The organism is Gillisia xinjiangensis (genome assembly GCF_046298265.1).
GTDB lineage: Bacteria > Bacteroidota > Bacteroidia > Flavobacteriales > Flavobacteriaceae > Gillisia > Gillisia xinjiangensis.
Genome location: NZ_JBKAHK010000007.1, coordinates 139,942 through 164,414, shown reverse-complemented (window position 1 = coordinate 164,414; position 24,473 = coordinate 139,942). Strand labels below are relative to the sequence as shown.

Here is a 24,473-nt window from a genome sequence, read left to right as displayed (position 1 = left end):
TAAACATTGGAAATTTTACTTAATCTCTCTGAATTATTATAGCCGAAGCACCACCACCACCATTACAAATAGCAGCTGCACCGGTTTTGGCATTATTCTGTTCCAAAACGTTCAAAAGAGTTACGATAATACGTGCTCCGGAACATCCAAGTGGATGGCCCAAAGAAACAGCACCGCCATTAACATTGGTGTTTTTATCTGTTAAGCCCAAAAGTTTCATATTGGCCAAACCTACAACCGCAAAGGCTTCGTTAAATTCAAAATAATCGATATCATCCTGTGTTATCCCGGCTTTGGCAATAGCTTTTGGTAAAGCCTTGGCAGGAGAAGTAGTGAACCACTTTGGCTCCTGGGCAGCATCTGCAAAGCCTTTAATGCTTGCCATTACTTTTAATCCCATTTCATTTGCTTTTTCCCGGCTCATCAAAACAAGCGCAGCAGCTCCATCATTGATTGTGGAAGCATTGGCAGCAGTTACAGTTCCATCTTTGGAAAATGCAGGACGTAAAGAAGTTATCTTATCCATTCGTACATTCTTAAACTCTTCGTCTTCCTTTACAATAACAGGATCTCCTTTTCTTTGAGGCACTTCTACAGGTACTACCTCATTATCATATTTACCATCTTTCCATGCCTTCGCAGACCTGTTATAGGATTGGACGGCAAAAGCATCCTGATCTTCTCTTGAAAAATTATGCTCACTGGCACATAGATCTGCACAGGTTCCCATCGCATTATGGTCATAGGCATCCACAAGTCCATCTTTTTGCATCCCATCTATCATAGTTGCAGGACCAAACTTTTGTCCGGTTCTAAGGTGTAAATAATGAGGGATAAGGCTCATGTTTTCCATTCCTCCTGCCACAATAATATCGGCATCTCCAAGCATGATCGCCTGCGCGCCCTGCATCACAGCTTTCATTCCACTGGCACAAACTTTATTCACTGTGGTACAAGGAACCGTATCCGGAATTCCTGCACCAAGGGCAGCTTGTCTTGCAGGAGCCTGACCAACACCTGCCTGTACTACATTTCCCATCAAAACTTCATCAACAAGTTCCGGGTTTAAATTAATTTTATTTAAAGCTCCCTGGATGGCTATAGATCCTAACCTGGTGGCTGGAACCGTAGACAAACCTCCAAGAAAACTTCCTATTGGCGTCCTCGCGGCACTCACTATTACAACTTCTTTCATGACGATAGTATTAAAATTTATCCTGTTGCGAATTTAGTGATTTTATAAAGAAGAAACCAAGGCTTCTCACCTCAGATGATTTTTTAGTACATTTGGAAAATAGTAAAACATAGAATGACCAATTTCATCAATAATTTATATAAAAACCAGGCCTTATTTTACAAGGTTTTTCTTTTTATTCTTACCGCGGTGGTTGTTGTATACCTTCTTCCTAAAGGTGGTAAATTTAAATATGAAATCACAAAAGGAAAGCCGTGGCAATATGAAAATTTGTATGCTCCTTTTGATTTTGCCATTTTAAAGTCCGATGATGAAATTGTAAAGGAAAAGGATCAGATCATTTCAAATAATATCCCTTATTATTCCTATAATGAAGAAATTGTAGTCCAGATAAAATCTCAAATTGAACCTCAAATTAAGGAGGTTTTTTCAGATAGCATACTTAACAGAAGAAAAGGTGCTATTACCACATTTGTTGAGAAAACATTGGAGAGTCTTTATCAATACGGTATACTTGAAGAAAATAAACGCTCTAATCCTGAGCAACTTGTGTATTTAAGAAAAGGTAATGAAGCCTTTGAAATTAATTACGACCGGCTATTTTCACAGGAGGAGATACAGTCTTTTTTAACTTCGGAAATTTCCAGTTCAAATTTGGTGTCGATCCAACCGGAATTGCTGGAACTATTTTATACAATTATTGAACCCAATGTTATTTTTGATTCGGCTCTTACCCAAAAAGAGCTGGATAGCAAACTTAACAACATATCCTATACGCGCGGAAGCATAGAAAGAGGAACTATCATTATTTCCAAAGGGGAATTGGTGGAAGGAGAAAAACTCGATATTCTAAATTCGCTGAAGCAGGAATTTGAGGCACAGGTATGGAGTGATTCCAGTTATAACTGGATCCTGTTGGGATATAGCCTGTTGGTGTGCATGGCCTTATTGATGCTGCTATTGTTCATCCGGAAATACCGAAGGGATATCTATGATAACAATGTTAAGGTTTCCTTTATCTTTTTTAATTTATTACTGATGGTTTTTCTTACTTCATTGGTGGTTAACTTTGAATCCAGATTTGTTTATATTGTACCCTTATGTATACTTCCGTTAACGTTAAAAGCCTTTTTCGATTCAAGGTTAGGATTATTCACCCATGTTATTACCGTCCTTATTTTAGGCTTTATAGTCCCAAACAGCTATGAGTATATGTTCCTCCAAATAATTGCAGGGATCGTAACTATTTTAACTGTATCAGAATTATATAAAAGGGCAAATTTATTTATTTCAGTAGGACAAATTACCTTTATCTATATCCTCGTATATTTTGCTTTCATCGTTATACAGGAAGGCAATATTCTTAACCTGGATTACGAAATATTTCTCACCTTTATTTTGGGAGGATTGGCCACATTGTTTGTCCAGCCGCTGATTTATATTTATGAAAAATTATTCGGATTGGTTTCCGATATGTCCTTGCTGGAATTGTCAGACACCAATACTAAATTATTAAAAGAACTTTCAGATAAGGCTCCCGGTACCTTTCATCATTCGCTCAATGTTGCCAACCTTGCGGAAGCAGCCGCAAATGAAATTGGAGCAAATGCTATGTTGGTAAGGGTAGGAGCACTTTATCATGATATTGGGAAAATGGAGAATCCTACGTATTTTTCTGAAAATCAATCAAGTTCCGTGAATTCCCATGATGAACTTTCTCCAAGGGAAAGTGCCGCAATAATTATTGGTCACGTGATTCGTGGAATTGAAATCGCCAAGAAAAATAACATTCCCGACAGAGTAATTGATTTTATTAGAACACACCACGGGACCACTACGGTATATTTCTTTTATATGAAGGAAAAAGAAATGAATGAGGCTGTTTCTGCTGAAGACTTCAGGTATCCCGGCCCAATTCCTTTTAGCAGGGAAACCGCTATCCTTATGATGTGTGACAGCGTAGAGGCGGCCAGCAAAAGCCTGAAAGAACCTACCCCCGCCAAGATCGATTCCTTTGTAGAAAAAATTATAAGCAAACAAATGGAAGAAGCACAATTCCTGAATGCCGATATCACCTTTAAGGAAATTCAACTCATAAAAAAGGTCCTCAAGCAAAAGCTTAAGAACATCTTTCATCTAAGGGTGGAATATCCTGAATAATACTTTTATTCCATTTAAACCTTGGATTTGATGGAATATCTGATTTTAGTGTGAAGCACAAAACCTGCTATCGCGTAGGTATTAGATAGCCCTGAAAGGGCGAAATATATAAGCGATGGGCAACTCCCATCGAATAAAAGAGGTTAGTTTAAGAAAGCCCTGAAAGGGCGAAATAAAAAGGGGTACGAGTAATAGAGCACCACAGAATTTGTGTACTCCACGAGTTTTTGATTTAAATCTAACTTTCAATTTTTCAGGGTGAATTCAAGATTATCCACGATATCACCATATTGATCCACCATAATCTCGAAAGCAGTGTTTTCAGATGTTACTGAATAACCAAGGTTTTCCAATTGATCAGCATCGATAACGGCCATATATTTACCTGGTTTTAGTCCCAGATAGGTGAAATATCCATCCCCTTCGCTTAAAACACGCGCTGCAACATTCCCGTTAGTATCTAAAATATTCACAATAATCCTTCCCTGACCCTTATTTCCTGAATCATCTTCCAGATAAACCATTCCCGAAACTTCTCCCATAACTTCAATTGGAATATGAAGGGTTTTAAACTGGTTTGGGACAGTTTCCAATGCAATAACAGGATTACGGACTTTCCATGCAATATTGTCAAGGCTAATGGGGTCTATCTCAATTAACAAGGGCACATAAGGCTGCAAATCATAGATCCTGATTGTTGTTTTATCTTCACTGTAAACCAACCTTCCTCCCAGATTTTTCAGTTTTAAACCGGGTACATTAGGCTCATCCTTGTCCCATTTTCCATTGAAATTGAGATCTAAAAACGGAATAACAGTTATTGCGCCTTTTCCAACACTGCTGCGGTTATTGTAAGTGAGATAATTGGTGCTGTCGTCAAAAAGGAAACTTCCCCTTGCCGATTGCACAAAAGATGTATTCTGGTTCCCAATTCTGGAAGTGGCAGAGGTTTGGGCAAAATCGAATAAATAGCGCAATCCTACCTGAAAAGTATAAGTATTCCGTTGAAAGTTGTGCTCATAACCCAAATTCATAAATCCTCGTTCAAAAACAGGTCTTTCCAACCTTAAAATCATGTTGGTAAATCTGTCTGAACTAAAATCGTATTGAATTTGTGGTGAAAACAAGAGTTGATAAGCCAGGCGGTAGGTTTGTGAAAGCGTGCTGTAAATGGTAGGTTTTTTTGTCCGGTCGTTATACAATCCATAGGTGGTAAGGTTTGTACTAATTCCCATAAATACTCCCGATAAAAGCAGTTGCGCCGTTGTAAATTCAGTGGTCGGCAAAATTATCTGGTTCAGGCTAAACCTGGTATAGGCAGAAAAGAATTTGCTGCGAATGGGCATAGACATGGACAATTTACGTTCTTCCAGGTAATTGAAATTGATGGCGGTTTGATCTTTATCGTAATTGATGTAATTCAAATCGATCTGGAAATTGGAAGGTGTTCTGTAACTCAGCAAACCATCCGCTTTAACTTTGTATGTGTACTCACCCGAAAACAGTAAGCCGGGAGCAACTCTCACCGATGTATTCACAAAAGGCATCACTTCTCCGGAAGTCACTCCCGATAAATATTCCACCCCACCTCCAAAGGTTAAGGTGTTGCTTAGTCCGTAATTGAAATTAAGCCTGGAAAATTTACTTCTCTCATCGTTTTCAACCATTCCGGCGCTAAGGGTGTATTCCAGTTCATTTTTAGGAACAAAATTATAAGGGATATTTATTGCCCGCTCTTCAACGCGTTCCTCGCCATAAGGACCGTAAAACCGAAGATTTACCAGGGTGTTTCCATACATCAAAGGCACCTCAAAAGTATAAAATCCGGAAGCATCGGCCTGTACAAAATTCACAAGCACATTGTTCACATAAAGTTCCACCATCCATCGCGGCTCGGTGACATCGCTTAAAGTATAAGTTCCGAAAGACCTCCTGTTTACCAGTGGAGAATTGCTAACCTGAGCGCCCACTACCGGTGCAAATAAGGAAGAAGTGGCTCGGGTGAATATTTTCCCTGCTGTTACCTGTTTAAAAACTTTACTCTCATTGTTAACGTAACGCCATTGATAAAACTGATTTCGGGAAGTAAAAGGAACTTTGGTGGAATAATTTAAAAGCACATTGGTTTCTCCCCCAGCGATCATGGTCCCAATTCCCAGGTTAAATCGGTTGTCGTTTTGCCCATTGGTTTGCTGGGTGGTGATCACCGCCCAATCTGCCATCCCGGCCTTAAAAAACGGATAAGATCTTTCAATAATAGTATCCGGGGTCACAATGCCACGCACATTATCCATATTGTCGCGCATTTTCTGAAGCCGTTTTTCCCTTATTATCGGCAACTCCAATTCTGTATCGAGATTTACCGAGAGACTTCTGAAACTGAATTTAGTGTTAAGCGCGAAAATCTTTCCGAAATATTCCGACTTTAAATAGAGTGTGGTTGGGGTTTGAATAAAATCAGAAGCAGTTAACTGATAGGTTTCATCCTTAAAAATGATTTGTGATTGTGAGGCATCTATTCTGAAAGTTGCCTCGGGTTGAAGTAAAAACCCGGTAATTACTGTGGAATTTTCTTCAGTTGCATTTTTAATCCTCAAATAATCGAACAGATCTTTTACCGAAAGATACGCTTCCTGGTCTTTTATGGCAACCGGAAGTTCCATCATCCCAATTTTCGGTATGCGCATTTCCACGGTTAGTTCATCGTATCCAATAAATTCCTGTGCAAAACTGTTCCCCGGGCCTAATAGAAAGATCAACATTATAAAGCAGAACGATCTGGATAACCCTGAATTAAAATCAATTGAAATAATGTGGGTTGGGGTAATTTTACGCATCAAAAGTTACTGTGCTTTTTATTGCTGAATAAAAGTTAGGGTGAAGGTGCCACTGTATTGCCCGGGCGGATTTGCGGATAAATCTCCTACCGAAAGAGTCCCCCCAACATCAACAGGATTGGCAAATGGAGGACTGGCAGTAGTTATAAATGTCTGTCCCGTGCTATAGCTATCAATGCTTAAAGTCATACTTCCACTATTACTTCCAGTTAGAGTAATTGAAGATTGAGGTTGAATTTGAATAATAGTTCCCGGATTTGCCGTTACATCGAACAAAGCTGCTGAAAACTGTTCGCCCATGTTCAACAATACCACATCTCCTGTCGCAGTCCGTGCGCCATTAGAATTGACAATCACAGTGCCTCCGGAAATTCCCGTGGTAAATGCCCCGAAATTTAAAAAACGGGCAGTATTCACCTCAACCTGAACAGGAATGGGCGGGTTTTCCTGTGCTTTTGCGCAAAAGCTGAATACTATGAAGATCAATCCGAAAATCACGTAATTAATAGTCTTTTTTGTCCCGATGCGGTTATAAGCTATTTTCATTATTTTTGAATTAACACTTTTTTGGAAAACATCCCGTCTTTCAGGTTTATGCTGAAAAAGTAAACCCCTGAACTTTTTATTCCCTCAATTTCTATGGTCTCTTTTTCCGATACATTTTTTCTGTCCAGAATTTGCCCGGTAACGGTACTGGCCAGTAATACGCCTTTTTGACCTGTTTCCAAATTCATACTAACCATCACTTTTCCTCCGACAGTTTTAACGCTGAAAGGTTCATCAAACGCGATTGCAGGATCACTTATCTCTGTTTCTGAAAACATAAGATAAAAACGGGAATCGTGCTGACCTGATTTAACATAAAACCTGTACTGTGGTTTCCTGCTTAGATTCTGACCAATTCTTTTTTCTGAATCGATTAAATAAACATTGAAATTTGCAGAAAAATTCTGAAGGTCTTGCAAGCCAATCGACATCCAGCCGTCTTTCTCAATTTTAAGGCCTAAGGGGATTTTTTTAACCTCATCGCTTCCAGGTTCTGGAAGGGCATTAATGGATAATTTTTTATTTTCAGGAGTAAGGCTGTAAAGGTTTGGAACGCTAAGATCAGTATTCATCAATTTAAGGGCGTCCTTGTCTTTTTCGAAGGAAATTTCGGCAAAATGGGGAAAATAAAGTACAGCAGGATCTGTGTTAACTTCGTTTTCAAAAGCTGCATTTATTCTAATTAATGGTACTTTTTCTGGTTCTGGGGAGTTCAAAACTTGTTTACTTATACTCATAAATTTACCGGACTCAGGAGTTTTTAAAAATTCCTGGGAAAAATTTGTTATCCGCACTTCATTTGTCATTCCTAAAGTTCCGCTTACCGGATAAATCCCGGTATCGGTTACATGAACAAAAAAGCCCTGCATAGATGGGATAATATTGGAAGATAAACCGTCGCCACTTTGAACTCCGTTTACATAAGAAGTATAAGTTCCTGTGTACATGTTTGTTGATCCGGCCGTAAAGAAATAGACGGCATCATCTATATTGGTTTTGGTCCAGCCAGCGGCATTCCAGTCGATTGGAGAAGGGTATGGGTTTCCCACTAAATTAAAACCTTGGGTATACAACCTGTCATTATTGTATAAGGTAATTTGGTGATCACCGTTATTAACCGTTCCGGAGATCTCAATCGTTTTGGGAGAAGTTAAGGAATTTCCAAAATTAAGTGCGTAGCCTTTTAGAATATCCAATGTTGCAGTGGGAGAAGTGTAAGTCTCCCAACCTGTGGCAGAATTATTACTGGCATCTTCCCTGTTTTCATTATAGCGATAGAAATTGGGGAATGTTGCGTTTAAATCTACATAAGAACTAAAATCTCCAACGACACTATTGCTAAAAGGCGAACTGAAATATTTATATCCAAAAGCTACATCCAAATATCGCTGCATTTTCACTAACCCGACAACCTGACCGTTTCCCGAACCGTCAATAAGCGCGGTTTGGGTTGCATTAGAAATAAGGGTAAGGTCGTTTCCTGTATTGAAGTTTCCGGTTTCAACTTTTAAAATCCCAGTTATTTCAATTATTGCTGCTGAAGTTACTCCTGCAGTATTATCAATCCCTAAATTCCGAATTCGGTTATTTTGAAAAGCGGCAGCAGGGATGGTTTGGGCTGAATTGCCTTCAAAAGAAATACTTCCCGTTTCAGTATTTAGAACTCCGGAATTTGTTAGATCGCCTGCGATTCGCAACCAGTTCTCATTAACTATAACGGAAGCACCGTTTTCGATACTAATGTTTTTAGCAAGTGCGTTCGTTCCTGCATTTATAACCGGATAATTATTAGAAGCCAAATTCGCTGGTATCAATACATTGGTTTCCAGAGTAGGTAAGGAATTACAGGCCCAGTTTGAGGACGTGTTCCAATCTGTATTTGTAGTACCGGTCCAATTAAATGACGCATTTACAATAACAATGGTACTTGCCCCTATACTGGTACAACCATCTACGGTTGCAGTAACTGTATAAGTTCCAGCCATGGCAGCACTGGTATTTGTGCTAACTTGTGGGTTTTGAATAGCGGAAACAAATCCATTTGGCCCTGTCCAGGAATATGTTGCACCCGAAATATTGGAAGCGGATAACTCTAATGTTGAACCAACGCAAACAGGGCTGTTGTTTGAGGCTGTTGGAGCATTGGGTGTTGCTTTTACTGTAAGTATTGCCGGGTTTGATTCATTCGTGGCAACCAAAGGATTTGGATTCACATTATTGCTGCTTGATAAGCGGGCATTTCTGTATATGTAATAGGTCCCCGGATTATTAAATGGCGCAGCATTAACATCTGGTGTAAAGCTGGCAGAAGTTGCTCCAACTATATTGTTTCGTGTTCCTCCCAAGCTTGTGCTATAGGTCCATTGATAACCGGCCGCGCTCAAACCTGCAGGAAGCGTTCCAAAAGTGTCCCCCGAAATTGCCGCTGCAGTCACGCCAGCACATAAATTTTGGTCATTATTTCCGGTTAGCTTATTTTCCAGGATTAGTGTGAGATTATTGAAATTCACCCTGTTTCCACCGCCGTTTTCGTAAAAGTCGTATACCAATTGACTAGTTCCGGTGAGGTTCATTAAAACCCGCGGTCTTAAAGACCATGCTTGATCTGACCAATTATTATAAACGAGTGTACCATCAACACTTAACCGGCTTCCGTCATCAGATCCTAAATCAATAACATACAAACCTTTTTTGGTTGAATTCATTCTATAGCGTACCGAAAAAGTTTCGGTAAGAATTGATCGATTGCCCAAACTTGAAGTGATAGAAAAACAAGTGTTAGTTCCCCCAAAACTTTGATTGAAATTTTCAGCCTCGGTATATGTTCCAAAATAGTTTGTAAAATTCCCATTAGAAGCCACCCCGGTATTTGTTCCGTCATATACATGTCCAATCCATGTATTGGTACCTGCAGTGGTTTGTGAATCTGGAGAATTTCCAGGGAAAGTGGCTGTAACTATTGTTCGGTTACTTTCACAACCATTTGAATTTATTATGGATACCCAATAGTTTGTTGTGGCAGAAAGAACGGGTGTTGTATAAGTATTGTCTGTATTACTTGCGCTGGTCTTTAACAGAGTACCTCCTGTTGAGGCATTGTACCATAAATAGCGTTCTCCTGCAACTGCACCCGAAGCAGTTAAGGTAGCCGTGGAACCTATGCAAATTGGGCCATTATTGGTGGCAGTAGGGCTTGAAGGAATAGTATTGATGATAACATTTGTGCTGGCAGGATTGCTTGTACAACCATTTACGGTTGCGGTAACTGTATAAGTTCCAGCCATGGCAGCACTGGTATTTGTACGTGATGGATTTTGTAGTGTGGAAGTAAATCCATTTGGCCCTGTCCAGGAATATGTTGCACCCGTAACAGTTGTAGCGGATAAATTCAAGGTGGAACCAACGCAAACTGGGCCGTTGTTTGTGGCTGTTGGTGCAGGTGGAAGGGATTTCACTTCAAAAATAGCTGAGCTAGCTTCAATAGTTTGCCCGGCTGTAGGACTAGTTGAAGAAACTAATATTTGATAATTCGATCTATTTGTAACTGTTGATGGAATTTGAAATGTTCTTTTTATTATTATGGTAGATAAATTAGAATCAGCTGGAAAAGTAGTACTCCGAAAAGTTTCAAGTTTTTCTTCTGTATAATAATTTCCAGCTATAGTTACCAATCTAACGGTATAATCGGTGGATGCAGTAAATCTTGAAGGAACACCAGTTCCATTAGTTACCCGAAAACTTATATCAATGGATGAGGGTTTGCAAACCGGAGTTCCGGTTACCGTAACATCAGTAATAGTTTGTGCCTGCAACCCCAACGAACCTAAAAATAGTGTCGCCAATAAGAATAAACAAGGAAACCAGGAGGCGCTCCTCATTTTTATAATTTAAATTTAAAAGAGTAGTATTTTACCATTCTCACAATTTAATCCAGGTTGAATTGAGATTCTCCCAATACTTTTCCTTCTTCGGTTTTATAGGTGATGTTTAATTTTCCTTTGATCAGGTCAACCATTTCGGGGTTTTGAAGTTTGAAAGCAAAATCCCGTTTGGTATTGGGGGTATAAACGGCCAGCCCTTTTACTTTTCCTATTTCGGTTTTTAAACCTTCAGGAGAAATGTGTTGAACGCTGAGTTCCCCGTAAACCGACATATTTCCGGTGCGGTTAATAACCATTGATAATACTGGGTTTTCCGGATCGCGGTTGAGTTCCAGTCCGCTTAATTCTATAGCGGTGGTAGAAGCTCCTTCGCGGATAATAACTGGAATACTGATCCCGAATACGGTTTTGATATTGATGGAAATTCCTTCGGATTCATTTTGATCTTCTTCTCCCAGCGCGGTTTGTTTTTCAACTGCCCTGAAATAAATATGCGAACGGTATTCTCCCTGTTCCAGATTCCCGGTTCTGGTAAGCTGCAGCCTCACGGTTTGAGCTTCATTTGGTCCCAAAACCACCTGTCGCGGATAATACCGCAGGAAATCGGTGGCGAAACGCTGACCTTCCTCGGGTTCTGTGATTTCTTCAAAATTCCCGCTTTCGGTCATTTTGTACTGAACTATGGAAATGGCGTAAGTGGCCGAATCGGATCCTGTATTTGCAAGATTGATCTCCTGCGAGCGTTGTGAGCCGTCAAAAACCAGCCTTTTTGGCATGATCATCAAATCTCCCTGGGCAAAACCGGTAGTGCTGAACAAAAAGAAAGTTAAAAGAAAAACAGAGGTGGATTGAAGTAATTTTAATATCATAATTGGGGTTAGATATCTATGTTGTTAAATCTTATGTTGCTGAAGCTCAAATATAAGCAAACATAAGCAATTACGGGATTAGATTCCCGTTTTTTCAGTTATAGGAGACCGTAACGTTGAAACCGGCGGAATTGGTGTAAAATCCGGGCAATTGGTTGGCTTCAAGATTTAAGGTAGCACCTATCTTTAAAATATCTGATCCTTCATCTCCTGCATTTGGCAATGGCTGCACCCTAAACTGGTTTATTAAAAGAAACTGGTTCGGGTTTTCAGAATTGTACAAAGTAAAGGATTCCGGCAGGCTGATAGAATAATTGTTGTTGTTATGGGTTACAATTGCCTCTGCCGCGGTCACATCTCCTGGTATCGCATTGGAGATTTGTACCCCGTTTACCGTCCTGATTCCATCGGGATCCAAAGTCAAAGTTCCCGTGGTAAAACTTCCAATTACATTCCCGAAATCCAGATCAACAGACTTTGTGATTTTAATAGGCTCTACAACTCTAACCCTTGCATTAACAGAGGAAGTAGCGGAAGCCTGGGAAAAGCCCTGGAAGGATACTAAGAGGAACATCAATGGAATTGCACTTTTCATTAAAAACCAATTAAATTAAACTTAATATAAAGATGTCTTAAAACCAAAAACGCCGCTACAAGGGCGGCATTTTTGTAAGATATTAATAAATGTTCTTTTATTCGTAAGCTACAGTTACTTTTACAGTACCAGAGTATGCGCCTAGAGTTTGTCCATCTCCTACGGTAAGGACACCACCAACATTTAAGTTTTGAGTAGTACCAGTACCCACAACATTCTGAGTTAATCCAGCAGCATCTGTTGAACCTAAACTATTAATAAATGTAATTGGCATAGCAACACCAGTTCCAGTTAAACTGGTTGCTGGGATTGAAATACTATATGAATAATCTAAAGCAGCAGTAATTTCAAACGCAGCAGCTGTAATAGCCGTAGCAGTAGTAATTACCATATCAGGATTATCAAATGTTCTTGCTCCTGTAGTAGATACATTTACGTTACCACCGGTAGCAGTTCCGTTAATGCTACCAAAATTTAAGGCAGTGCCATTCGTTATTTCAATCGGACTAACAATTTGAGCATTTACATCAGCTGTTCCTTCAGCCGATTCTTGTGTAAACTGTGCAAAACCAGTTCCAGCGATAAGAGCGAAAAAGATAAAAGTAATTTTTTTCATTTTAAGTAGGTATTTAGATTTGTAGGTTTATTTGGGTTTGTCTTTATTGACAATTCAAATATGCGTTGAATAAGCAATACCTTCAAAACTTAATCGTTAACTAACCCCGATATTCGTTAAACTGCACAAAATGGGTGAAAACACCCATAGGAAATATGAATAAAAGTGAAAATTTAAAGTAGTGGAGCGTATATATAAGGAACAGGGAGGTACTAGTTGTAATTCACAGTAACATTTAAAGGCGCTGGCGTAGAGTAAAAACCGGGAGTTTGATTTGGATTTACATTAACTGTTGCACCCACGCGAATAATTTGAGATTCATCGGCGATCAGGTTTCCGTTGCTGGAACTGCTTGTGAAATTATTGATCACCATACTCTCAATTCCATTTGTTAATGTATAAGTATTATCTGGAAGGGAAATATCGTAGGTATATCCGGTTTGTCCGGAAATCGTAAAAGTGGCTGCTGAAAGATTTTCTTCCCCGGCCAAAACAACGCCGCCGGAACTTAAACGGGTACTTTCAGGTGTGAGAATTATCTGACCGCCGTCCTTTGCGTCGATATTTGCAAAATTCATATCGGAGGTGGTGGTTATTGTTATGGGTTGAATGATCGTAGCTGAAGCGGTGAAATTAGCGGTAGCAGAAGTTTGTGCCTGAACGCTGTGAGAAGCGTTTAGCACTAAAATTCCGAAAATCACTATTAAATTTCTCATTTTTAAAATATTCATATCAACAATATTAAAGATACTCAAACTTTTTAATAAATCGGTGAAAAGCATTTTTAATCGACGATATGCACGAAATTTTATGATTACGTTTGTATTTGATCTAAATAAGGATAGCTAAAGTGTTAAATTCATCATACACTTTTTTTTTAAACTTAATATATTTTATTGTTTCCCAATTTATATTTTGTAGGAAAAATTTTATAAAATTGGTATTTTCATAAAACAAATCAATTTTCAGAATAATCTTATATTGGCATCAGCAAAAATTAAACAGAAAAATGATTTTTATAATAGCAGGGGTATCGGGAGCAGGAAAAACAACAATTGGAAAACTGCTTTCCGAAAAACTTGAGTTTCCTTTCTATGATGCCGATGATTTTCATCCTCCCGAAAATGTAGCTAAAATGGCTCAGGGAATCCCATTACAGGATGAAGACCGGGAATCCTGGCTCCAAAATTTAGCCAAAAACATAAAAAACTGGAATTTCCAAAATGGGGCAGTACTTGCCTGTTCTGCCTTAAAAGAAAAATACCGCAAAAAATTACTTGGAGATCCTGAGCAGGCTATCACCTGGATCTTTTTAAATTCGGAATATGAAGTTATACTTAACAGGCTTTCAGCCCGAAAAGATCATTATTTTAAGCCTTCCTTATTAAAGTCCCAGTTTGAAGCCTTGGAGATTCCGGGCTACGGACTTCATATCGACGTGAACAAATCTGAAGATAAAATCATCGAAGATATTATGAACAAGTTAGACCATCCAAAATCTAAAATCGGGCTTTTGGGACTTGGCGTTATGGGAAAAAGTCTTGCCCTTAATCTCGCTTCAAGGGGAATTAAGGTTTCTGTTTACAACAGGCATGTAGATAGGTTTGAAGTCGATATCGCTAAAAATTTCGCTGAAGCCAATAAGAAAGACTTTAACTTCCCCTGGTTTGAAGACTTGCATGATTTTGTTGACTCCCTGGAGAAACCCAGAAATATTTTGTTGATGGTGAATGCCGGGAAAACTGTAGATATTGTAATCAAAGATCTGCTTCCTTTACTGGATAAGGGCGATCTTATTATAGACGGAGGTAATTCCCATTATAAGGATACCATAAGAAGAGAGCAGGAACTTAAGGAAAATGGGCTTTTATTTATGGGAACGGGAGTTTCAGGAGGGGAGGAAGGCGCATTAAAAGGGCCTTCCATAATGCCGGGAGGATCTAAGGAAGCTTATAAAAGGGTTGGAAGGTTTTTTGAAAAGATAGCGGCCAAAGATCCGGAAGGAAAGCCTTGTTGCACTCATGTTGGTCCTGATGCAGCCGGACATTTCGTGAAAATGCTTCATAACGGTATCGAATATGGAGAAATGCAGCTTATTGCAGAGATGTATCATTATCTGCGGTTTTCATTGACGAAGGGACCAGGAGAGATCGCGGTGCTGTTCAGAAAATGGAATCTGGAAATGAAAAGCTATCTGCTGGAAATTTCTGCAGATATCCTTGAAACAAAAGAAGGAGACGAATTTTTAATCGATAAAATCCTGGATGCTGCCAAACAAAAAGGTACCGGTGGCTGGTCTACCAATGCCGCCCTGGAACTGGGAGTTCCCTTTGATACCATTACCGCAGCTGTTATGGCGCGAAATATTTCAGCTAAAAAGAAGGAAAGGCAAAAGGCCATGGATCTTTACGGCGTTTCGTCTGTCAAAGAGAACAGGACTCAGGAAAGTGAACTTTCAGAATTATTTTCAGCATATAAAACAGCCAGTATTATAAATCATGCGATTGGATTTGATCTTTTATCTGTAGCATCCAGGGAATATGACTGGGACCTTAATTTATCTGAAATAGCAAGAATATGGACCAATGGGTGTATTATTCGTTCGGTTTTTATGGAAGATTTGATTGTGATTTTCAGGGAACAACCCGACAAAAATATTTTAACCCATCCTGAAATTGTCGCGGATATAAAAAACAATAGAAAAACTCTTACAAAGGTTACAGGCGAAGCTTTAGTTTCCGGAATTCCGGTTCCGGTCTTATCAGCCGCGGCAAATTACCTGCTTGGCTATTTTTCCGGGCAAACATCCGCAAATATGATTCAGGCGCAACGGGATTATTTTGGGGCACATACCTATGAGAGAACCGATAAACCCCGCGGAGAATTTTTTCATACCAATTGGAAACCAGCTAATTAATGGATATACAATTACTATTGGCCGTATTATTTGGCATTGTATTACTGCTTTTTCTTATTCTCCGACTGAAAATCCAGGCTTTCCTGGCATTGCTTATCGTTTGTATTGCGGTGGGCATGATGGCAGGAATGCCTGCAAAAGAGATCCTTGATACTATGAAGGATGGAATGGGCAGCACTTTGGGCTTTGTGGCAACCGTTGTGGGGCTTGGTGCTTTGTTTGGTGGTATTCTTGAGCAATCCGGAGGGGCTCAGCGGCTGGCTTCGTTTATGCTAAAAAAAACCGGCGAAAAAAATGCGCCCTGGGCAATGATGATCACTGGTTTTGTTGTTGCCATTCCTGTATTTTTTGATGTTGCTTTTATAATCCTCGTGCCAATTACCTATGCGCTAAGCAAGCGAACGGGAAAATCCCTCTTATTATATGCTATTCCTTTGCTCGCCGGTTTAGCGATTACTCATGCTTTTATTCCGCCTACTCCGGGGCCTATTGCGGTTGCTGATATCCTGGGAGCCGATCTTGGTTGGGTTATAGTTTATGGCTTTTTTGCAGGACTCCCGGCTGCGATCCTTGCCGGACCGGTTTTCGCGAAATTTTTGTCAAAAAGGATTCAGGTTGAACCAAAAGTTTTTGAGGAAAATGATAGCTACGATGAAAAAAAGGCACCGTCGCCTGCTCTTATAATAGCTATTATTTTGATCCCTATATTTTTAATCGTGACAAATACCCTTATAACAAGTCCGTTGTTTGAGGATTATGACATCCCTTCAGGATTGTTATATAGTATCGAATTGGTAGGGCATCCATTTACCGCCCTTATAATAGCCAATCTTATCGCCTGGTATTTTTTGGGGGTGCGAAGGGGAATGCAGAAGGAGTATTTATTAAAAGTAGCCACCAAATCGTTTCAGGCTGCAGGAATTATTATTTTGCTTACCGGTGCAGGAGGCGCTTTTAAGCAAATACTGATCAATACCGGGGCAGGTGAAATGATCGCGGCCGCCTTGAATAACAGCTTTTTTAACCCCCTGGTATTCGGGTTTATTGTTGCCGCTTTGGTACGTATTTTACAGGGTTCTTCAACGGTGGCAATGATCACGGCTGCAGGAATCACAGCTCCTGTGCTTGCCCAGGGAATGTATTCTGTACAGGAGGTTTCACTTATTGTAATCGCGATAGCATCCGGAGCAACGATTTTATCTCATGTAAACGATAGTGGATTCTGGCTGGTAGGACAGTATTTAGGACTAACCGAAAAGCAAACCTTCAAGTCCTGGACCATGATGACCACCATCATAGCCTTTGTGGGATTATTCATGTCCTTGCTTATGTGGTTCATATTATAAACAGAAAACCATTTAAAATTTTATATCTTTCAATTTCAGACATAAAACAATTTGAAATGAACATAGATCATATTCGGTGAAAACATTGATTTATTTGAACTTATGAACCATTTTAAAATTAAAACCAGCTATTTATGAAAAACACGTACTCTACAAATTTAAATCTTCAGCATGTCGATCTTGGATTATTGATCTTCCGCCTGGCAATTTCTGCATTGATGCTTACTCACGGGATTCCTAAACTCATCAAATTTTTTGGAAGTGAGGAAATAGCTTTTGCAGATCCTTTGGGTTTAGGAGAAATCACAACCTTTACCTTAGCCGTTTTTGCGGAATTTGTTTGTTCTGTTTTAGTGATTTTAGGTCTTGGAACAAGACTGGCTGTTCTTCCACTTATTGGCACCATGGCCGTAGTCGCTTTAATAGTTCATGTTCCGGATGGTTTTGGAAGGCAGGAACTGCCATTGCTTTATTTAACCGGATGGATTTTATTGTTTTTCACCGGTGCCGGAAAATACTCTTTGGACTGGTACTTTCTTTCAAAGAAAAAATAATTCCTTATAAACGTAAAAATCCCGGCAATTGCCGGGATAAATTTTTAATCCTTTGGAATTTCCCTGTCAGGATTGGGATGTTCTAATTTTTTCTGTTCTTCAGGCCGTGATCCTCTTTGGTTGAATTGAAAATTATCTTCATCCGGAATTTCTTTTCCTGTGGAAGTATCTCTTTCTTTTCTTCCCGGGATATCCAGATCCTTAGCTGTAAAATCAACTTCCCTTTCTCTGTTTGCCAAATCTTTATCCTGCCCCATATTCATACTGTGCCCTTTTTCATTCAGGGCCTGCTTATCTTCATCTGTTATGTCAGGATTATATGAAAGATTTTCTTTTCTTTTATCCTCTTTATTTCTAGCTTTATCTGAAGATTTGTGCTCGTTCTTTTTCATTATTTCTTTCCTAGATTTCTATTAAAGTTAAAAAAACAGTACGCTTTTCAATTACATAACGGGTTAAATTCTAGTTAAATGTGGAGATCTCTTTTGCTAAAACTTCCTGGAAATCTCTGTCCTATTGTAAAAAGAATAGAAACTAAAAAAAGGCAAAACTTTTCAGCTTTGCCTTTTCAATAGTTTTATCTAAATTATTACTGTCCTGACTGCTCACTCTCTAAAAGAGCAAAGAACTTATCAAGATTTGGAATAATAACAATTCTTGTTCTTCTGTTCTTAGCCATGTTGTCTTTTGAAGTATTTTCCACTAAAGGAGAATAACTGCTTCTTCCTGCTGCGATCAGTTTTTCCGGGGCAACATTGTATTTATCCTGTAACAATCTTACTATAGAAGTTGCACGTCTAACACTTAAATCCCAATTGTCCTGTAAATGTGATCCTTTAACAATGGTTCTGTCATCAGTATGTCCTTCAATCATCACTTCCATACTTGGTTCAGAATTGATAACATCAGCCAATTTCTGCATTAAGTTAGAGGCTTTATTGCTCACTCGGTAACTTCCGCTGTTAAACAATAATTTATCGGAAACATTGATCATTACCACTGTTTTATCGATAGTGATATTAACATCATCACTTTCAGAGTCATCAGAAATCGATTGTTTCAAATTATAGGAAACTGCAAGGTTGATGGAATCTTCAAGAGTTCTGGCATTTCTAAGTGCTTCCTGATCTACCTTTTTAAGGGTTTCTCTCATTTTTGCCTTGTTGTTATTTGACATTACAGTAAGATCATTCATTTCCATTTTGCTATCGTTGGATTCCTGCAATGAATTGATTTTGGCGTTATAATCTGAAACACGGGCTTCAATGGCATCCAGTTTACGTTGAGCTTCTTCCTTTTCCATTGCTGTTTTTTGCAAATTGGATTGGGTATTGGATAATTCTGTTTCAAGTTCAACATATTTTTTCTTGGAAACACAAGAGCTTAACATCGCGACAGATAATACTGCTACTAAAAGAGTTCTTTTCATAGTATAATTTTTAAAATTATGGCCCGTTTAATTATGGTTGGTTTAATGTAGACCTGTTAGGTGGTTGCCATAACGATGCCAATACACTTTGCACCAATTTCAGGATTAAGGATAACCGGTTTATATGTATTGCAGTAAAGCCTGAGTTAACTAAAAACCACTGGTTTAGGTTGATATTTTTAAAAAACAGCCTTATATGTATTCTATCCAGAATTTAGTAAAATGTGTGGAAATTTTAATACAAAGTGTATATAATTACCACACATTTTGGCATTTAAAAGATAATTATTCAATTGACTTGTACCAATTTGCCTTATGCCTATTCAGAATTAGTATGAAATCCGGCCCGAGAGGGATGGAGGGAAACTTAATCTTCGAAACCGGCAGAAACAGTTCCGCTTTCCTGTATTCCCACCATTGATTAGGTACGGCAGAATAATATAAAGGTTCATTTATTACATTTATATTAACTTAATATTATAGGTTTGAGCTTCATAATATAAGCATAATGCGATAAATTTGAAGTTCAAGCGTAAAAAGGATTGGAAAAGGAAGAAAAGCAAGAAAAAAAAAAGGTAAATAAAATTTTAAGAATAGTAGGCTGGTTTTTTTTAAGTCTGCTCATTCTGTTAATTGCTATTTTACTTTTCGTCCGCAGTCCCTGGGGTCAGGGAATTATTGTAGATAAAATAGTCTCTTCTGTTTCTGAAAAAACCGGAACTAGGGTTGAAATTGAAAAACTCTTTATAAGCTTTGATGGCAATATTCTTCTGAAAGGCCTTTACATTGAAGATAAACAAGGGGATACTTTGGTTTACTCCAAATATCTGGAGGCAGATGTTCCTGTTATACCAATTGTTCGAGGCCATGGAATTTCAGTTGATTTCGTGGAATGGGAGGGAGTTGTTGCCAAAATTATAAGGAAAGATTCAGTTGGTGGATTTAATTATCAGTTTCTTTTGGATGCTTATGCTACTTCCAATCCTAATGCTGCTCCAGCACAGGATACCACAGCAACCACAAACATCAATATAGGGAAGCTTAATTTCAGGAATTTCGATCTTACCTTTAAAGATGATGTCAGCGGAATAGACAGCCGATTGAAAATGGATAGGCTAAATCTTGAAATGGAAGAAACCGATTTGGATAATATGAAATTCCATATTTCCAATGTTCAATTGGCAAATACTTCAATTTATTATAATCAAATCAAACCCTTACCAGAATCTGAAGATACAGATGCGCCCTTGCCGTTTTTAATTGTTGACAGAATTCAGCTGGAAAATGTAAACGTAAATTACGCTTCCAAACAAGATGGAATTTTAAGTATTCTTGATGTGGGTGAGTTTATAGTGGGATCGGCGGAAATAAATCTGAATAATAATCTTATTGAAATTGATGAAATTCTGCTTGATAATTCTGAAGTATTGGTTGAAACTACCACAATTGAAAAAGAAATTCAGCTGACAGAAGATTCAGGAGGAAATCAGGAATTTGAATGGCCGGAATGGACTGCAAATGTTAATACGATAACGCTGGAAAATAATAATTTCAGCTATTTTTCTAATGGTTCCAAGGTTGAGAAGGGGATTTTTAATCCTGATGCGATTGTACTCAAGGACCTTAATTTCAGTGCAGAAAATCTCTATTTTGTGGAAGAGACCCTCGGGATACGTTTAAACAAACTTAATTTTACTGAGGCTTCAGGTTATGTATTAAAAGAGTTTGCACTGGCCCTTAACCTTGATGAAAACTCGCTGGATCTGGATGGTTTAAAGGTTCACTTAAATGAAAATCAAATACAAGGCACTGTGGCTTTGGAATATAATTCGGTGGAAGAACTCATAAATTATCCCGAAAATTCTCAAATAAAAGCTGAGTTGAATACAATTAATTTTTGGTTAAGAGACCTGTTCCCTTTTCAGCCAGAATTAAAAAAGAACGAATATCTGCTTGAATTAAGCAAAAAAGTGCTTACTGGAAATTTAGAAATTGATGGATCCCTTACTTCCCTGGAAATACCTTCTGCAAATTTTAAATGGGGACAAAACACTTCTTTAAGTGCAACAGGAACTATAGAAAATCCTATGGACGCTAAAAAGCTCATGTTTAAATTTCCTTCCTTCCAATTTTCGTCTACAAGATTGGATGTAATAAGGTTTATTGAGGAAGATAGTCTGGGAATAAAGGTTCCTGCACAATTAAGTTTGCGCGGATCTCTTGAAGGCAGTCCGGAAAATATTAATACTGTTGCAAAGCTGGAAACATCTCAGGGCGCCATTGTCGTTAACGGAAACTTTTCCGATGCCGAAACCATCAGTTATAGGGCAGATGTGGATGTAATTGAACTTAATCTTGGAGAACTTTTACAAAATGAGAATCTGGGTATATTGAATATGGAATTAAGTTCGAGTGGTTCCGGCGCAAATATTAACGTGTTAAATGCTACTTTAGAGTCTACAATAAACAGTTTAACCTACAATGAGTATAGTATTAAAGACTGGAAGATCAACGGAGGGATAGAAAATGGAGACGGCATTATCACTTCAGCCTACAAAGATGAAAATCTTAACGCAAGTCTTCAGGCATTTGTTGAGCTTGATTCAATATCCCCAAAAATAACTGCCGAACTTGATGTAACGGGAGCAAATCTGCAGGCTCTTGGTTTAACCAAAAGAAACATTAAGGGTGCCTTCCAGTTAAATGCAACATTTCAAGGCAATGCCGAAGATTATGAGTTTTCATCAAATATTACCGATGGGGTTGTGGTCTATGATGATCAATCTTATTTACTGGGAAATTTGGACCTGTCTGCCTTCGTAAGTAAGGATACTACTTCGCTGAATATCAAAAATAAAATGGTCGATCTGGAACTTCGGTCCAATGCCAGTCCGGAAGATTTCACCAATGCCATTTACCGTCATTTTGAAAGTTACTTCTCGGATGAAATTCGAACTGACACAGTGAAAAATCCGGTGGAATTAAAGTTGCGCGGTCAAATTAATCAGTCTCCAATCATTAATGACGTTTTCATCGCTAATCTTACCGAATTGGATACGGTTGATATCAATGTAGATTTCAGTGAAAAAAACAGGACGCTTGTTGCAGACGTGGAACTCCCTTATATTAATTATAACGGAAATATAATAGACAGTTTGTCCTTCAGCCTGAATTCAGATAAGGAAAATTTTAATTTCAATTTCGGATTTAATGCTTTGGATGCTGGGCCACTTGCGGTTAAAAAGACCTTTCTTGAAGGAAGTATAGAAGATAAAATTTTGAATCTGGATTTCAATTCCTACTATGAGGACGAAAAACTTGTTCATATTGCATCGGTGATCTCGAAGGAAGATGATATTTTCCGGGTTCACCTGGTTCCTGAAGAGCTGATCCTGAATTATTCAGAATGGAAGATCCCGGAGTCGAATGAAGTTCTAATTGGAGAAAAATCAATTCGATTTAACGATTTCAGATTGAGTCGGGAAAATCAGGAAATAGAAATAAGCAATTCTATGCCTGAAGCTCAAAAAGAACATATAGGCATCAGCTTTAGAAACTTTAACCTTGAGGCTATTTTCAGTTACCTGAATCCGGAAAAAAGCCTTGCCTCGGGAAACCTGAACGGGAATTTTATTATTGAGGAACCTTTTTCCAGTACAGGGCTCCTGGCCGATTTGCAAATCCAGGATTTAAAGGTAATGGAAGTTCCCCTGGGAGTATTATACCTTGACGCTGTAGCCGAAGGAGGCCAGAATTACAATTTTGATCTTTCCATAAAAGGAGGCGATGCAGATCTTGACCTTACCGGAACTTATATTGCCTCCGAAACCGGTGCACAAATAGATATGGACCTTCAGCTCAATGAGCTAAAATTGGCAGCCATCGAAGGATTCTCAAATGGAGCCATCAATACCACAAGCGGAAGTATTTCCGGGGAAATGAAACTAAACGGCACTCTTGCAAAACCTGATTACGACGGGGTTTTCCAGTTTAATAATACAGCTTTTACGGTTGCTACTCTTAATGCGCCATTTAAAATTGAAGATGAAATACTAAAAGTAAATACCGATGGATTTTATTTTGATGACTTCAAAATAAATGACACTAAAAATAATTCCTTTGTGGTTAATGGGGAAGTATTAACCAAAACCTTGTTAAATCCTAAATTCAATCTTGAGTTTAAGGCAACCAATTTTAATGTGCTTAATTCTACTGCAGAAGATAATGAGCTTTATTATGGAACAGCAAGTTTTGACGGAACCGCGCGTTTAACCGGCGATCTTGATTTGCCAAAACTGGATGTTAATATTACGGTGGGTTCAAATACGAATGTTACTTATGTTATTCCGGAAGAATCTCTGGCAATTCAGGAACGGGATGGAGTTGTTCTTTTTGTAAATCGGAAAGATCCGGATGATATATTAACCAAATCTTCGGAAGAGGAATCCGCAATTATCTCCGGGGTAGATATCCGTGCTTTGATCTCCATAGTCGATGGCGCGGTATTCACCATTATTTTAGATGAGCAAACCGAAGATAATTTTCAGGTAAAAGGGGAGGGAGATCTTAATTTTAACGTTTACCCCAATGGTAGAACCACCTTATCCGGCAGGTATGAAATGAGTGGGGGACATTACGAAATGAGCCTGTACGGTCTTGTAAAAAGGCGTTTCAATATCGCACCAGGAAGCACGATTACCTGGGCGGGAGATCCTTTGGATGCCAATCTCGATATACGTGCTATTTACAAGGTGGAGACATCTGCCTCTGCATTAATGGCAACACAAACCGCAGGAGCCGATGCTTCTGTAAGGGGAAGATTTAGACAACAATTACCCTTTCTGGTTTATTTAAATGTCGATGGAGAATTGATGCAACCCAAGATTTCCTTCAACCTTGATATGCCGGAGAATGATCAGGGAGCCATTGGCGGACAGGTTTATGGAAGAATTCAGCAACTCAATAGTCAGGAGCAGGAACTGAACAAACAGGTGTTTTCCCTTCTGGTTCTGAACAGATTTTTTCCTGAATCTATGTCTGATGGCAGCGGCGGTGGTACGGTAACCGTTGCAAGGGATAATTTAAACCAGGCGCTTTCCGATCAGTTAAACATTTTTTCAGAAAAATTATTGGGTGATACCGGAGTAGAACTGGATTTTGGAGTAGACAGTTTTACCGATTATCAGGGAGAAAGTCCTCAGGAAAGAACCCAGGTGGAGATCACTGCTCAAAAAAAGCTTTTAGATGACCGCTTAATAGTACGGGTAGGAAGCGATGTGGATATTCAGGGCAGCAGCCAGGTTCAGGGAGAAGAGAGCCCAATAATAGGAAATGTGAGTATTGAATACCTGCTTACCGAAGATGGAATTTTCCGTTTAAAAGGTTTCAGAAAAAATCAATTCGAAAATGTTATAGACGGCCAGATCATCATTAGCGGAATAGCGTTTATTTTTACCAGAGAGTTTAATGAATATAAAGAATTGTGGAAAAATTTTCTAAAGGAAGTACCTGAAAATACAGAAGATTAA

Annotated in this window: 15 protein-coding genes; 5 read left to right on the top strand and 10 right to left on the bottom strand. The window is 38.8% G+C overall.

From position 1 onward, the window contains the following. Positions 1–19 precede the first annotated feature (19 nt). On the bottom strand, positions 20–1,195 hold the full coding sequence (locus tag ACKGJN_RS13185; RefSeq protein ID WP_409540012.1) for an acetyl-CoA C-acyltransferase: 1,176 nt from the start codon (positions 1,193–1,195) through the stop codon (positions 20–22). A 114-nt stretch (positions 1,196–1,309) separates the two neighbouring features. Here ACKGJN_RS13185 and ACKGJN_RS13180 point away from each other — a divergent pair, with 114 nt between their 5' ends. Then, complete coding sequence (locus ACKGJN_RS13180) at positions 1,310–3,355, top strand: HD family phosphohydrolase (protein ID WP_409540011.1); 2,046 nt, start codon at positions 1,310–1,312, stop codon at positions 3,353–3,355. A gap of 245 nt (positions 3,356–3,600) precedes the next feature. On the opposite strand, the gene ACKGJN_RS13175 is transcribed toward ACKGJN_RS13180, so the two are convergent. The 7 genes from ACKGJN_RS13175 to ACKGJN_RS13145 all read right to left on the bottom strand — a co-directional run bounded on the left by ACKGJN_RS13175 (position 3,601) and on the right by ACKGJN_RS13145 (position 13,415). Further along, entirely contained in the window at positions 3,601–6,192 is a 2,592-nt protein-coding gene (locus ACKGJN_RS13175; protein WP_409540010.1) for a hypothetical protein, read from the bottom strand. An 18-nt stretch (positions 6,193–6,210) separates the two neighbouring features. Then, entirely contained in the window at positions 6,211–6,738 is a 528-nt protein-coding gene (locus tag ACKGJN_RS13170; RefSeq protein WP_409540009.1) for a DUF4402 domain-containing protein, read from the bottom strand. Next, entirely contained in the window at positions 6,738–10,616 is a 3,879-nt protein-coding gene (locus ACKGJN_RS13165) for an Ig-like domain-containing protein (RefSeq protein ID WP_409540008.1), read from the bottom strand. The genes ACKGJN_RS13170 and ACKGJN_RS13165 overlap by 1 nt, the downstream gene beginning before the upstream one ends. A 47-nt stretch (positions 10,617–10,663) precedes the next feature. Then, positions 10,664–11,488 carry a fimbrial biogenesis chaperone gene (locus ACKGJN_RS13160; protein ID WP_409540007.1) on the bottom strand — a complete coding sequence of 275 codons (825 nt, stop codon included), beginning with the start codon at positions 11,486–11,488 and terminating at the stop codon, positions 10,664–10,666. A gap of 94 nt (positions 11,489–11,582) precedes the next feature. Beyond that, complete coding sequence (locus tag ACKGJN_RS13155) at positions 11,583–12,083, bottom strand: DUF4402 domain-containing protein (protein WP_409540006.1); 501 nt, start codon at positions 12,081–12,083, stop codon at positions 11,583–11,585. 97 nt (positions 12,084–12,180) lie between these two features. After that, positions 12,181–12,699 (bottom strand): DUF4402 domain-containing protein, encoded by a 519-nt coding sequence (locus ACKGJN_RS13150; RefSeq protein ID WP_409540005.1) that lies wholly within the window; start codon positions 12,697–12,699, stop codon positions 12,181–12,183. Positions 12,700–12,911: 212 nt separating this feature from the next. Continuing rightward, complete coding sequence (locus tag ACKGJN_RS13145; protein WP_409540004.1) at positions 12,912–13,415, bottom strand: DUF4402 domain-containing protein; 504 nt, start codon at positions 13,413–13,415, stop codon at positions 12,912–12,914. Positions 13,416–13,708: 293 nt separating this feature from the next. Here ACKGJN_RS13145 and gndA point away from each other — a divergent pair, with 293 nt between their 5' ends. The 3 genes from gndA to ACKGJN_RS13130 all read left to right on the top strand — a co-directional run bounded on the left by gndA (position 13,709) and on the right by ACKGJN_RS13130 (position 17,516). Then, positions 13,709–15,616 (top strand): NADP-dependent phosphogluconate dehydrogenase, encoded by a 1,908-nt coding sequence (gene gndA / locus ACKGJN_RS13140; protein WP_409540003.1) that lies wholly within the window; start codon positions 13,709–13,711, stop codon positions 15,614–15,616. Continuing rightward, positions 15,616–16,962 carry a GntP family permease gene (locus tag ACKGJN_RS13135; RefSeq protein WP_409540002.1) on the top strand — a complete coding sequence of 449 codons (1,347 nt, stop codon included), beginning with the start codon at positions 15,616–15,618 and terminating at the stop codon, positions 16,960–16,962. Before gndA ends, ACKGJN_RS13135 begins: the two co-directional genes overlap by 1 nt. Positions 16,963–17,096: 134 nt before the next feature. Continuing rightward, positions 17,097–17,516 carry a DoxX family protein gene (locus ACKGJN_RS13130; protein WP_409540001.1) on the top strand — a complete coding sequence of 140 codons (420 nt, stop codon included), beginning with the start codon at positions 17,097–17,099 and terminating at the stop codon, positions 17,514–17,516. A 44-nt stretch (positions 17,517–17,560) separates the two neighbouring features. Here ACKGJN_RS13130 and ACKGJN_RS13125 read toward each other — a convergent pair whose 3' ends face one another. Both ACKGJN_RS13125 and ACKGJN_RS13120 read right to left on the bottom strand, forming a co-directional pair. Continuing rightward, positions 17,561–17,908, bottom strand: coding sequence for a hypothetical protein (locus ACKGJN_RS13125; RefSeq protein ID WP_409540000.1), 348 nt, complete (start codon positions 17,906–17,908; stop codon positions 17,561–17,563). Between the two features lie 197 nt (positions 17,909–18,105). Further along, entirely contained in the window at positions 18,106–18,945 is an 840-nt protein-coding gene (locus ACKGJN_RS13120) for an OmpA family protein (RefSeq protein WP_409539999.1), read from the bottom strand. A gap of 542 nt (positions 18,946–19,487) precedes the next feature. Here ACKGJN_RS13120 and ACKGJN_RS13115 point away from each other — a divergent pair. Beyond that, on the top strand, positions 19,488–24,473 hold the full coding sequence (locus tag ACKGJN_RS13115; RefSeq protein WP_409539998.1) for a translocation/assembly module TamB domain-containing protein: 4,986 nt from the start codon (positions 19,488–19,490) through the stop codon (positions 24,471–24,473).